At 41.7% G+C, this 12,748-nt stretch carries 12 protein-coding genes; 7 read left to right on the top strand and 5 right to left on the bottom strand.

Features of this window, described 5'->3' with window-relative positions; all coding sequences use genetic code 11:
- Positions 1–15: 15 nt before the first annotated feature.
- The 5 genes from ACRQU7_RS15085 to ACRQU7_RS15065 all read right to left on the bottom strand — a co-directional run bounded on the left by ACRQU7_RS15085 (position 16) and on the right by ACRQU7_RS15065 (position 4,568).
- Positions 16–882 carry an ankyrin repeat domain-containing protein gene (locus tag ACRQU7_RS15085; protein WP_444641599.1) on the bottom strand — a complete coding sequence of 289 codons (867 nt, stop codon included), beginning with the start codon at positions 880–882 and terminating at the stop codon, positions 16–18.
- Positions 883–1,239: 357 nt separating this feature from the next.
- Positions 1,240–1,899, bottom strand: a complete 660-nt coding sequence (locus ACRQU7_RS15080; RefSeq protein ID WP_444641598.1) for a hypothetical protein — start codon at positions 1,897–1,899, stop codon at positions 1,240–1,242.
- Entirely contained in the window at positions 1,868–3,544 is a 1,677-nt protein-coding gene (locus ACRQU7_RS15075) for an RHS repeat-associated core domain-containing protein (RefSeq protein ID WP_444641597.1), read from the bottom strand. Before ACRQU7_RS15075 ends, ACRQU7_RS15080 begins: the two co-directional genes overlap by 32 nt.
- A gap of 138 nt (positions 3,545–3,682) precedes the next feature.
- Positions 3,683–4,195 carry a hypothetical protein gene (locus ACRQU7_RS15070; protein WP_444641596.1) on the bottom strand — a complete coding sequence of 171 codons (513 nt, stop codon included), beginning with the start codon at positions 4,193–4,195 and terminating at the stop codon, positions 3,683–3,685.
- Positions 4,188–4,568: a hypothetical protein gene (locus ACRQU7_RS15065; protein ID WP_444641595.1), complete on the bottom strand. Its 381-nt coding sequence runs from the start codon at positions 4,566–4,568 to the stop codon at positions 4,188–4,190. Before ACRQU7_RS15065 ends, ACRQU7_RS15070 begins: the two co-directional genes overlap by 8 nt.
- 238 nt (positions 4,569–4,806) lie before the next feature.
- Between ACRQU7_RS15065 and ACRQU7_RS15060 the strand changes: the two genes are divergently transcribed.
- The 7 genes from ACRQU7_RS15060 (at position 4,807) to ACRQU7_RS15030 (ending at position 12,636) form a co-directional block, all read left to right on the top strand.
- A complete protein-coding gene (locus ACRQU7_RS15060; RefSeq protein ID WP_444641594.1) occupies positions 4,807–4,995 on the top strand; it encodes a hypothetical protein in 189 nt (62 codons plus the stop codon).
- 559 nt (positions 4,996–5,554) lie between these two features.
- Positions 5,555–6,844 (top strand): aminotransferase class V-fold PLP-dependent enzyme, encoded by a 1,290-nt coding sequence (locus ACRQU7_RS15055; RefSeq protein ID WP_444641593.1) that lies wholly within the window; start codon positions 5,555–5,557, stop codon positions 6,842–6,844.
- Between the two features lie 159 nt (positions 6,845–7,003).
- Positions 7,004–7,264: an HPr family phosphocarrier protein gene (locus ACRQU7_RS15050; protein WP_444641592.1), complete on the top strand. Its 261-nt coding sequence runs from the start codon at positions 7,004–7,006 to the stop codon at positions 7,262–7,264.
- A gap of 5 nt (positions 7,265–7,269) precedes the next feature.
- Positions 7,270–8,997, top strand: coding sequence for a phosphoenolpyruvate--protein phosphotransferase (gene ptsP / locus ACRQU7_RS15045; RefSeq protein ID WP_444641591.1), 1,728 nt, complete (start codon positions 7,270–7,272; stop codon positions 8,995–8,997).
- 165 nt (positions 8,998–9,162) lie between these two features.
- A complete protein-coding gene (gene ald, locus ACRQU7_RS15040; RefSeq protein ID WP_444641590.1) occupies positions 9,163–10,281 on the top strand; it encodes an alanine dehydrogenase in 1,119 nt (372 codons plus the stop codon).
- Between the two features lie 198 nt (positions 10,282–10,479).
- Positions 10,480–11,436 carry a D-2-hydroxyacid dehydrogenase gene (locus tag ACRQU7_RS15035; RefSeq protein ID WP_444641589.1) on the top strand — a complete coding sequence of 319 codons (957 nt, stop codon included), beginning with the start codon at positions 10,480–10,482 and terminating at the stop codon, positions 11,434–11,436.
- Positions 11,437–11,502: 66 nt separating this feature from the next.
- On the top strand, positions 11,503–12,636 hold the full coding sequence (locus ACRQU7_RS15030) for a glycerate kinase family protein (protein ID WP_444641588.1): 1,134 nt from the start codon (positions 11,503–11,505) through the stop codon (positions 12,634–12,636).
- Positions 12,637–12,748 lie beyond the last annotated feature (112 nt).

Below are 12,748 nucleotides of genomic sequence, written 5' to 3'. Positions count from 1 at the left end.
CTATCATTTATAAAGTTAATACAGGTCGTCGTATAGCTTTTTTCTTATGCTATCATTTTCTAGGTCCTGAATAGATATTCCAAAGTTATCTGTTATATCGCTTGACGCTCCAATAGAAAGTAAAAAATTCTCCATTTTGTTGTTTTGTCTTATTTTACAATAAAACAATGCCGTTCTTCCATCATTATCTTTAAAATCGACATTTGCTCCATAATGAATCAATTCAGTTGCGATTTCATAGTGGCCAAGTGCGCAAGCTATCATAAACGGAGTATAGTTTTTAGTTAAGTCAACGGTTGCCCCACAGTTTAATAATAACCTTATTTCACTCATATTATTGTCTCCGGCAGCCTGATACAAGGGGGTATGCCCATCAGAATTAACAACGTTTATGTTTGCACCATGATTAATTAACATCTGAATCATTGTTATATCTTGATGTTGCATGGCCCAGTGTAATGCAGTATAATCATCGGAATCTTTTCTATTGATATCCATTCCTTTATTTAATAAAAAGGAACAAATGTCAATAGAATCATTAAATGCTACAGAATAAACAAGCGATTGGTCCTCTTTCCGATGATACTCTAATTTACCGGTAGCATCTAAAGCCTTGACTATGTTTATATCCCCTGTCATCACCGCTCTTTCTAGAGGGTAGAATGCAGCTTTGCGGTTTCCGTTCACATTGGCTTCCTTTGAAATCAAAAATTGAACAATTTCAAGATTATTATCCGCCATAGCAGCAAGCAATAATGTATTTTTATTTTTTTGATCTATGGTTTCAATCGAATTTTTCTCTAGAAAATTATTAATCTCTTCGATAATGGACTCTTGTTTTCTTAAGTCAAATAAGTCATAGAAATCTCTAATTGTATTCATGCTATTCTCCTAATGAATTAAATTAATCCCATTTTACAGACGGTAAACCATTACTACTTCCTTCTTGTTGCCTCATACTAAAATCAAAGATAGAATTGTAGAAATGATGATGGGGGATGGTACATGCGGAGTCCATTGGGGTGTTTTTGGAACATTAGGATGAAAATGTGGCCCGTTTGGATCATTTGGATGATGTATTGGTGGCTTTCCATTCCCAGCTTTTCGTGCGGCTTGCTCAGCTTAATGTGTAAATATATGGAAGTGAATATAATCCTTTTTACAAACAAATAATTTTCCTTATCAAATATAAACGCAGACGAATCGTCTGCGTTTATATTTTGGTTTATATTGCATAATTCATTTTAGAAGTTGATCTTTTATTTGTATAGATTTTTGATTCAGGACGGATGCTTGAGAATTATTGCCCAAACGCTGATATATGGACGCTTGCTGGGAATATAAAGTTGCTTTAATTAATAAATTATCATTAGTTTCTAGCAGTTCATTACTAAAGTCAAGAGCCCATTTTAGATCAGAAGCTATAATGGTTTGATCATCAATAACAAGCTGTAATGGTATAACGACAGATGAATTATTTGTGAGATCAGTTGAGTATTTTTTATATGCTGCCTTAAAACCGGAGAAATCATCTGTATAAAAATAAGCTTCTATATATTGTTCAATATAATTTTGACGTTGGTTCTCATTTAAATTTTTGCTAGAGAATATCAATGGATAATATACTTTTTGTCTCGTGTAATCTTTCGATAATTTTAAACTTGTTGCTAATTTCAATAAAACGTCGTCATTTTTTGTTCTGTTATAGTTAGTTTCATACCAATACGTAGATTTAACCGGATTCTTTTTTACGTCTAAATACCAATCCCCAATTTTTTCTGAATTCAACAAGCATATAATTGTGACAGAAATAACTACGACCACAAGAGATAGCATCGTGAATATTATTTTTTTTATTATATTTTTTCTAATCTTCTGGGAAGATGTCACTAATTCCATAAGTAATACCTCCTGCTATATTAGTTGCTTTTTTTCCGTATGATAATATTATATCATTATACGTATTTCTATCCCAAATACACATTTGATGAACTAAATTAAACCTCTGGTCGACATTTAAATCAGCCCACGTTTTTCCTGATATTTCTACACCTCCGCCTAATTCATTTATTTTCATCATCTTGTATGACTGTTTGCAAATATTGATATAGTTCTCTATATTATCACTGCTTTTTGAAACTTTTAGTTTAATTATTTTAGGCTTTTTCTGCGTTCCTACCGCAACCACATTCATTGTATGTCTCGTCGTGTCATCAATAGCATCTGAACCCACTTTGTATAAGCTATATAAATCATTTGCTGTTTCGACCGAACTTAAAACTTCATTAGTATGTGTATCATGTTTGGAGTCAAACACAGAAGTCACAAGATCCAAAACAAATGAAAATGTTTCAGAAACCTTTTTAGCCATATCGGTGAACCAATTCGCTCCCACGGAGTCTTGCCGCCTGATAGGATTATTGTCACAATAAGCAAATATATTATGACCCAAAATACCTGTACCTGTTGATACAGCCCCATCTGCATTCAAGAACCTACCTGTATTCGAATCGTAGTATCTGCTATTGAGATAATACATCCCGGTCTCGAAATCGTAGTAGTACCCGCGATAAAGGAAGGGATTCTTCTGGCCGATCGAATCCGCCATAGAACCGGTGGTGCTTAAAAGCTTGCCCCAGGCGTCGTAGGAATATTCCACGACAGTATTGCAGTTTCCGTCAACAATTCCAGTTACGTCGCCCTGAGAGTTCTTCGTGTAGTAATACGCCGTATCATTGTAGGTGAAGCCGACTCTGTTTCCATCGCTTTCGTACTGGAACCAAAGAATGTCATTTCCGGTTTGCTGAGCAATCACGGTACTGCCGTCAAGGAAATATTTCGTAGTTAAACCGTCAACAGTTTTGCCGGTCCGGATTCCGTCATTGTTATAAGTATAGCTTACGTTTCTGCCGTTTGCAACGGCGGTTTTTAACTGGCGGCCTTCCCAGGCAAAATTCATGCCGTCACGGTAAGAGAGGGGATTGCCGATTTCATCGTAAGTAATATTCTGTCCGTCGTAGCTGGTCAGCAGGTCTTTCCAGTTTTCATTCCCGTAGGCATAAGAAACCGTTTTTGTAGGGTTTCCCAAAGCATCAGTTGTATAGGGATATGTACTGGCTGCTGTGATATTTCCTCCGACATCGTAACTGTAAACGGTGGATATGCCAGCTTTCTGGTCATCGGAGCGGACAAGCTGATTGAGCTGGTCATAGGTGTAAGTTGTGATTTTTCCATCTTCATCAGTTACCGTTTGAATGTTTCCATTCTCATCATAAGCGTACCGGTATTTTGAAAGTGTGGTGTCGGATGTGCCTACACGCTTATAATTGGAGTAGGTATCCACCATGGTGGTAGTCTGATTCCCGGAAACATTCACATAACTCCGCTGAGCGCGGAGCGTTGGATCCTGCATGGCCTTTGGGTTGATATCCGTCTTGACTTCCCGGTTCAGCGAATCATACTCGTATGTGATTCGGCCATCCGAGGGCAGGATGACGTCATGCTTTCGGTTATCATCGCCATAGACAAAATAATTGGATTCCATCTGCCCCGCAAAAGTGTATCCTATAAGGGTAGTGCGGTTCATACTATCGTATTGATAATTGATTGCATTCCCGTCTGAAGATGATTTTTTAACCAGCCTGTCTCCAACGTCATAGGACAAATCCGTTGATAGATATTTTCAATATACCGTTGCTCTGCTGTAGCAACGTATGGATAGCTTGTCGCTTGCGGCACCGCTTACATCCGTCATTTGCGGAGCGTTAATGGCATAAACTGGGTTTTTGAAGCCGCTGTCACTGCTTTCAAAGAGCTGAATGGTTTTGCTGTCAATTTGTTTTGCAACTAAACTTCCGATCTGGTAAGTCTCAGTGAAAGTCCTTTTTGCAGCTGCCGATTTTAAAATAATATTCTCTTTTACGGAAGTCGAGGATACGAGATACTGGATATCGGTATCTGGGAACGCATCCCGATAGACCACTTCATTGTTAATCTTTTTTAGCTTCAAAAATTTGTCGTTATGGGATTCGTTCTCACTGTTTTCCTGATCGGATATTATATTTGAATTCGCATCATCCGCACCGTCAATCCCCCAGCTGATAGTATAATTGCCGGTTTTTAGTGTTACGGCCTTATTGGTTTTCATTTTCGCTGAAAAGCTTATTTTTGTTTTACTCGCTTTATTTTCAAGCAACTGAGAATCCACAGAGGCGGTCGGGTTCTGAACGGGTAAGCGTGTTGTCAATATCCTGCCAGATGCTGTTGCTGTCTTTGTAATGGATGGGTTCATTATAAGCGGCCAGCATAAACGTTCCGTTACTCATTAAAAAAGTTTTGGTATTTTCTGTTCGCTTTTCAGGAAGCTCTGTTACGATCTGGGCCTGGAAATCTTTTGGCTCAGCAGAATCCTGAACATTGTCTGGCTTCGTTCCATCAGCAGAACTGCTGTATGGAGAGTCTGTAACAAATATGGAAGGTTGGGCGGCATATGCCATGCTCGATAATGTTTGGGTCGCTAATAGCATTGATAAAAGTAGAGCTGTAAATTTTACCGCAAATTTTTTCATTTATACCCTTCTTTCGCTTTAATAAATGAATTATATTAAACTTAAGTAAAAATTAAAATAGAAATTGACATATCCCATTAATACCCTAATATATCTGGATTTTTATGGATTTTAAGGGTGGATTATTATAAAGAAAATTTACAGACGATAAAAAAGTCTGCTGTCCAAATAGGAGCAAGCTGTAGTTGGTCTGGCGGATGAAAAAACGGAAATCACACGCAAGGATGTGGAGGTTATTTTGAAGGTTTCTTTCTTTGACGAGCTCTACCACTTTCTGCCTTACCCGATGGCTATTTCTCAGATTAAGGGCGTTATGAAAATTGCGGGCGTTTGTGATCGCTGGATGGGGCATCCTGTCAAGGAAGTCTCCAATTCCGATATGCATGTGATTGAGGACATGCTCAAACGCCACAATATTAATCTTTAATACTTGTGATATCGCCCGAAGGAATGCTGCTTTCTCTCAGATTCAGTAGGAATCATTCTATCTTGGACGGGTAAATGACGTATTATCAGAATCTTGAACATCCATCCCGGAAAAGATGAATCCTGCGCCGGCCGGCGTGAAAATAAAGAATCAAGGAATCTGTCATCAGAAAGACAGGTTCCTTGATTTTTTCTTACCCCCAGCGTGTCGCGGACAGAAAACGAAGGTGCGCCAGCAATCAGAGACCTCTGTAAATTGTTGATATAAGCTTCCTAATTACAAAGGAATTAAACGATTTGAATGAAGTCTTGGATGTGGCGATAACCGAGGATTCGGTGGTTTGGTGGCCAGTGCATATCATCTGGACATGGTATTTAAGGCTCCCACAGTAACGGTGGATGGAAAAGTTCTAATAAATGATGGGAAAGTTATTTGAACCGGGTTTGTTTCGGTATTGCCTTATAAAATGTACAATTAGTGTGACGAATGCCGCAATGAGAGGATAGAACCGTTTCTTTTACCTGCATTAAAATTGTTTAAACGTAAAGGAGATTTAGTCATGGTTGACACAAGTCTACAAGAAGGAATACTCTTTAGTGATGAATTACAAAAGAAAATCAAGGAAAAGTTTTGGCATGTAGACAGTGATCCATTAAGAAAGGGAAGAAGAATATTTTTTGATAATGCAGGAGGTGCATTCAGATTAAAGAGCGTATTAAAATCTTATGAAAACATAGACGCTCTTCCGGATTGCCCTGAAAGAGTACATGAGACTGCTCTTTATTTGCAAAAGGTTCAAGAAAATGGGGAAAACGATATCCGAACTATATTTAACGCAAAAGATGGCAGCCTGCTTACAACATTGACCGCTTCGCAAGCTATGTTTGAAATGGTTGGATCGGTTGCTGAAAATATACCGGGGACTAATATTGTCACCACCATGCTGGAACATCCATCGGCTTATGATGCCGCTTTTTACTATGCCAGGAAAACGGGAAAAGAATTCAGGCCGGTTAAGACGAATCCGGTGACAGGGGGAGTGGACGTCGACGAGATTGTTAGTAAAGTTGACTGTAATACCTGTCTTTTAAGCTTTATGTATGCGTCAAATATTTCAGGCGCCATTTTAGATGCCGAGGCGATTATTAAGGCGGCAAGAGAGAAAAATCCCGATCTTTTTATCATCATTGATGCGGTCCAGCACGCTCCCCACGGTGTTATAGATGTTGACAAGTTAGAGGTAGACGGTATGAACTTTGCGCCGTACAAGTTTTTTGGCAACAGGGGTTCCGGAATTGCCTACGTTTCGGATAGGCTTTCCAAACTTCGCCATCATACGCTCCTTGCAAAGCCTGAAGGAACTTGGGAACTTGGTTCTCCGGCGCCGTCCCAATTTGTTGCCATTACTGAAATTGTAAATTATGTTTGCTGGCTGGGCGGTCAGTTTATTGAAACCGGCACCAGAAGAGAACTTTTTGTCGAGGGGATGAACAGGATTAAGATGCACGAAAGAGCGCTTATGAACAGGATGCTTAACGGCAGCGAAAAAATCGAAGGGCTTAGAAAAATGAGAGGGGTAAGCGTATATCTTGACAACCCTGATATGACAGAGCGCGATTTCATTATCCCCATGGGAATTGATAAGCTGGGCTTTACACAAGCAGTAAGAGAGTATGAAAAGAGAGGTATTATCGTATACGAAAGAATCAACACAAGCTTATACTCTAAACGCATGCTTGATTCTTTTGGAATGAACGGTTGCATCAGAGTATCACCGCTCCACTGTAACAGCGCAGCGGATATGGATGATTTTTTGGAAACGACAAAAGAGTTAGCGCAATTGGAATAGTATATCTATTAATTGCAGGCAAAGATTCACGAAACACAATAGAAGCTTCTGACCGGTCATGAATCGTAATGTGTTGTCTGCAAAAACAGATTGACAATGAACCGGTAAGATTCTAAATCAGTCCGGAGATGGACATCTTTAATATATGGAGAAGTGAAAATGTATTCTAAAAATGTGATGATTTCAAATCCGACCGGGCTTCACGCAAGACCGGCGACGCTGCTTGTTAAACTTTCCGAGAGCTTCAAATCTGATCTGCAAATCATTAATGGCAGTAATGTAGCAGATCCGAAAAGCATCTTCAGCCTGCTTGCAGCGGGATTGCGCCCGGGTCTGACCATAACAGTGAAAGGCGTTGGAGCTGACGAACATGAGGCGGTGGAGAAAATTTGTAGTTTTATAGATGCACTGGAGGAGTAATAAAAATGATAATAAAGGGCATAGCCGCTTCTCCTGGCAAAGCTTTGGGAAAAGTAATGATCATGCAGGAAATTCCGAAGGCTGATCCCGAGCAAAAGCGCACAGTCAGCAAGGAGGAAGCGATTTCGTCCGTCGATTCCTCCATTTTGGAACTTTCTGAAACTATGAAGAAATTGATTGATCAGTACCATACACAAGGCGAGCATATCAAAGCTACACTCATGGAGACACACTATACCATGCTTAGGGATAGACTGTTCCATGATGGTATTTTTAAGTCAATTGGAGAGGGTTACAGTGCTCCGGCGGCTGTTGCAAGAAGTGTTGAGGAACAGTGTCGTCTGCTTGATTCACTGGGCGACAGTCTCATAAGAGAACGTATTGACGACTTTCGTGATATCGGCAATCAACTTATTTGCCAAATTATCGGACAAAATTATCCTGATCTTTCGAATTTGAAAGAGGAAGTTATCCTTGTTGCCCGAAACCTGCCCCCCTCTCTGCTGGCGAACAGCAATTCGAAAAAAATTGCCGGATTGCTTCTCGGGAATGGATCCAGAACATCCCATGTATCAATTCTTGCATCCAATATGGGGATTCCCACTGTGGTTGGCTGCGGAGATATATCCGCACTTGAAAACGGGAAAAGGATTTATTTGGACGCTGTGGCGGGACAAGTTACATATAACATAACAGCAGATGAAATTGCCTTTGCTAAAAAAGAGATAGAGAAGTACCATGACAGGATGCTTAAGCTGCAGATGTTCACACAAACCGCCGGCTGTACGGCAGACGGGGTAAGAGTCCACGTTCTGGGAAACATAATGGATACAAGTACCACAGATAAGCTGATACAGGATGGAGCCGACGGTGTCGGGCTTTTTCGCACGGAATTTCTCTATATGAATCGTGACAATCTTCCTTCGGAAGATGAACAGTTTGCCATCTACAAAAATATAGCGGAGAAGCTGGGCTCAAAACCTCTTACCGTGCGTACGATGGATATCGGCGGGGATAAAGAAGTAAAATCCCTTTCTCTTCCATCGGAAGCAAATCCTTTTTTAGGCTATCGGGCCATTAGAATTTGCCTTGACAAAACCGATATCTTGACAGATCAGTTGAGGGCGGCTTTGCGGGCAAGCATTTATGGAAACGTCAAAATCATGTTTCCGATGATCAGTAATATGGACGAACTTGACAGAGCTTTGGAGATTTTTGAACAAGTGAAGAAGGAATTATTACACGATAACCTTCCATTTGATAAAAATGTTCAGGTCGGTATCATGGTAGAGGTCCCTTCGGTGGCCGTAATGGCAAATCAATATATTCAAAAGATCGATTTTTTCAGCATAGGCAGCAACGATCTGACCCAATATACTTTGGCAGTGGACCGTCTGAATGAAAAAATCTCAAATCTGTATGATTATTTTAATCCGGGAGTGTTGACGCTGATCGCAAACATCATACATATTTGTAATCACGCGGGAAAGATCTGTTCACTTTGTGGGGAAATGGCAGCGGATAAACTGGCACTGCCCTTATTACTGGGATTCGGGCTCCGAAATTTAAGTGTTAATCCCTCCTCCATTTTAATGGTAAAAAACCTGCTGTCGATGTGCGATACGAACAAGCTTGGCGTTCTTGCCCAAAAGGCATTGGAAATGGAAAGTGCCGGTCAGGTAAGATCTATGGTACAGAATTATCTCAGTGATCAATATCAATCCTGGCTTTAGAAAAAGTCTTTTGACAAATTTATTGTTAACAGCCAGTGGGTCTATTTTTAAGGGTATTGTCGTTGGAAGGTGATTTTTGCGGCCATGGATTTTGAAAAATATCAGTTTGTCAGTCAATGTGCAGAGCAAATCTGCAGTGTTTATTTTTGAAAAGAGGAAATTATCATGATTATTGGAGTTCCTAAGGAAATCAAAAACAATGAGAACCGCGTTTCGATGACCCCTTCCGGTGTCCATCGACTCGTGAGTGTGGGCCACAAGGTAATCATTGAGGAGTCGGCCGGACTTGGAAGCGGAATAGCCGATGCGGAATATGAAGCGGCAGGTGCCGCCATAGAAAAGGATGTATCAGAAGTTTTCTCCCAGTCCGACATCATCGTAAAAGTCAAAGAGCCGCTGGAAAGTGAATACCATTATTTTAAAGAGGGGCAAATCCTCTATACATATCTGCACCTTGCCCCTAATCCGGCTCTTACCAATGCTTTGCTGGAGAAAAAAGTAACCGGGATCGCCTACGAAACCGTGGAGACGGAGGATGGGTCTTTGCCTCTGCTGTTGCCGATGAGTGAAATTGCAGGACGTATGTCCGTACAGGTAGCGGCAAATTATCTTCAGTCTTTTTACGGCGGAGAAGGCGTCCTTTTAAGCGGCGTGCCCGGCGTGGCGCCGGCGGAAGTTGTGATTGTCGGTGGAGGAAGTGTCGGTACGAACGCTGCTAAGATCGCCGTGGGCATGCGTGCGCATGTTACCGTCTTTGATGTGAGTAAAAAAAGATTAAGCTATCTGGACGATATTTTTGGAGGGAAGGTTACGACGGTCCTTTCAAGTGAATATGAAATAGCACAGGCCGTCAAAAAAGCGGATGTACTGATCGGTTGTGTCCTTGTTCCGGGTAAAAAGGCGCCGAAGGTCGTTACGGCCGAAATGGTTAAGACCATGAAGAAAGGCACGGTTATTGTCGATGTCGCGATCGATCAGGGTGGCAGCATTGAAACGATTGATAAAGCGACGACACATGATAACCCGATCTATGAAAAATACGGAGTGATTCACTATTCCGTTGCAAATATGCCGGGTTCCATGGCCAGAACTTCAACCTATGCATTGACCGGTTCCACGATCGGGTATTTATTTCAAATTGCCCAAAAAGGCGCAAAAGCAGCCTTACTGGACGATAAGGCATTATTGCGCGGCCTGAATACCTTTGATGGGCATCTTACCAATAAGGCGGTTGCAGAGAGTCTTAACATCGAATATACCGATGCAGAGAACGTATTAAAATAGGAAAGGCCTATTTTTTACTGAATTTGACTCATGAACTTTGTTGATCTGTTGAGGGTAACTGAATTGGCCCTAATTAGTCCCTATGGCGGCAAACGATGGGCAACTTACCCGCGTTTTGCCGTCTCTTTGTTCGACTGAGTTGGTTGTGCTGATTGGATGTCCATAGAACATTAAAAGCAGTTTAGGAGGGAATCTGACTTGAAAATCGTAATTCTGGATGGATATACGGAAAATCCCGGAGATTTAAGCTGGGAAGGCTTTCAAAACCTTGGGGAACTTAAAGTTTACGATCGTACATCCGCTAACGACATTGTTGTACGCATTGCGGATTCGGACGCTGTGATTGTTAACAAAACCCCGATTACAAAGGAAACCATTGCCGCCTGTCCGAACCTAAAGTATATTGGAGTTCTTGCGACCGGATATAATGTGGTGGATGTCAGAGCGGCGAAGGAGCGGGGAATCCCTGTCTGCAATATTCCTACGTATGGGACAACAGCGGTTTCGCAGTATGTATTTGCTTTATTGCTGGAAATTTGCCATCATGTCTGGGCGCACAGCGAAAGTGTCAAAGCCGGCATATGGACTGGCAGTGAAGACTGGTGCTATTGGTGCTATCCGCTGATTGAGCTGGCAGGCAAAACCATAGGCATCATAGGATTTGGCCGCATAGGGCAAAGCACCGGTAGAATTGCAAAGGCATTTGGTATGAAGGTGTTGGCTTATGACGAATATCAAAATAATACGGGCCGTCAGATTGCTGATTATGTCAGTCTGGATAAGCTGCTTCGGGAGTCCGATGTCATTTCTTTGCATTGTCCTTTATTACCCTCCACAAAAGGAATCATTAATAAGGACGGCATTCAAAAAATGAAGGATGGCGTTATTTTCATCAACACTTCGCGGGGCCCGCTGGTAGTAGAACAGGATTTGACCGATGCGTTGAATTCAGGAAAAATATACGGTGCAGCGGTCGATGTGGTTTCCACAGAGCCAATCCTGGCGGACAATCCTTTGCTCAAAGCGAAGAATGTCATCATAACACCGCACATTGCATGGGCTCCGAAAGAGAGTAGGGAACGTCTGATGAAAATTGCTGTCCAAAATTTGGAGGCTTTCCTTTCAGGGAAGCCGATTAACATTGTTAATCAGTAAAAGGGTAACGGCAATTTTGAAATTCATGTACAGGAAGAAAGAATGATAAAAGGATGTGAATCCCCCATGAAAAAGGCTGTGTTAATTCCGGATTCTTTTAAGGGAACAATGAGCTCCAGCGAAATCTGCGGTATCATGGAAACCCGGATCAAGGTCCATTACCCTCAAGCGGAAGTGGTTTCTATTCCCGTTGCAGACGGCGGAGAGGGAAGTGTGGACGCTTTTCTAAACGCCATGGGCGGGCATAAGGTTTTTACTTGGGTAAAAGGTCCTTATATGGAAGATATCAAGGCTTTCTACGGCATTGTGGATTCGGATATTGCCGTCATTGAAATGGCTGCCTGTGCGGGGTTACCTTTAGTTGGAGATAATAAGCATCCTGAACAAACTACAACATATGGTATTGGTCAGTTAATGGTGCATGCTGCGACTCATGGCTGCACGAAAATTATTGTGGGTCTGGGAGGAAGCTGCACCAATGACCTGGGGGTCGGGGCTGCTGCTGCAGCAGGGATGAAATTTTATGACAAAGACGGTAAGCTGTTTATTCCCGTAGGCAGAACGCTTTCCAAAATCAATAAAATAGATACGTCCGGATTTTGTCCTCAGTTAAGGTCTGCTGAAATTGTCTCAATGTGCGATATTGACAATCCACTTTACGGGAAGACAGGAGCCGCTTATGTGTTTGCCCCACAAAAGGGGGCGGATGAAAAAATGGTAAAGCTTTTGGATAGCCAACTGCAGAGCGGTTCCAGAGTGATCCTGAAAGAACTCCATACGGATGTCTCCCAAATCCCAGGTTCGGGTGCAGCTGGGGGAATGGGGGGCGGTATGGTGGCCTTTTTCGGTGCAAGTCTGCAAATGGGCATTGAAACGGTTCTTAGTATGGTGGATTTTGACCGCTTGGCTGAAAATTCTGATTTGATTTTTACCGGCGAGGGAAAACTTGATTCTCAAAGCCTGCGTGGGAAAGTAGTTATAGGTGTTGCACGTAGGGCCCGAAAGCTTGACATACCAGTGATTGCAGTCGTTGGTGACATTGGCGATGATATTCAAGGAGTGTATGATACCGGAGTCTCTGCAGTATTCAGCATTAACCGGGTTGCATTGGACTTTCAATGGGCAAAGGAACGCAGTAAAGACGATTTGTCTTTGACGATGGATAACCTAATGCGGTTTATTAAGCGTTTAGGTTATTAAAACAGAAATCTCTCAGGAAGATTCACCTTTACGTTTTTATATCAGAGTCATATAGACGTTTGAAACAGGATATTTCAATGCAAGCGGAATAACATTAAAAAATACATAGGGT

It is taken from the genome of Caproiciproducens puteiluti (genome assembly GCF_052442865.1).
GTDB lineage: Bacteria > Bacillota > Clostridia > Oscillospirales > Acutalibacteraceae > Caproiciproducens.
The sequence above is the reverse complement of the archived record's forward strand: the minus strand, read 5'-3'. Positions and strand labels throughout refer to the sequence as shown.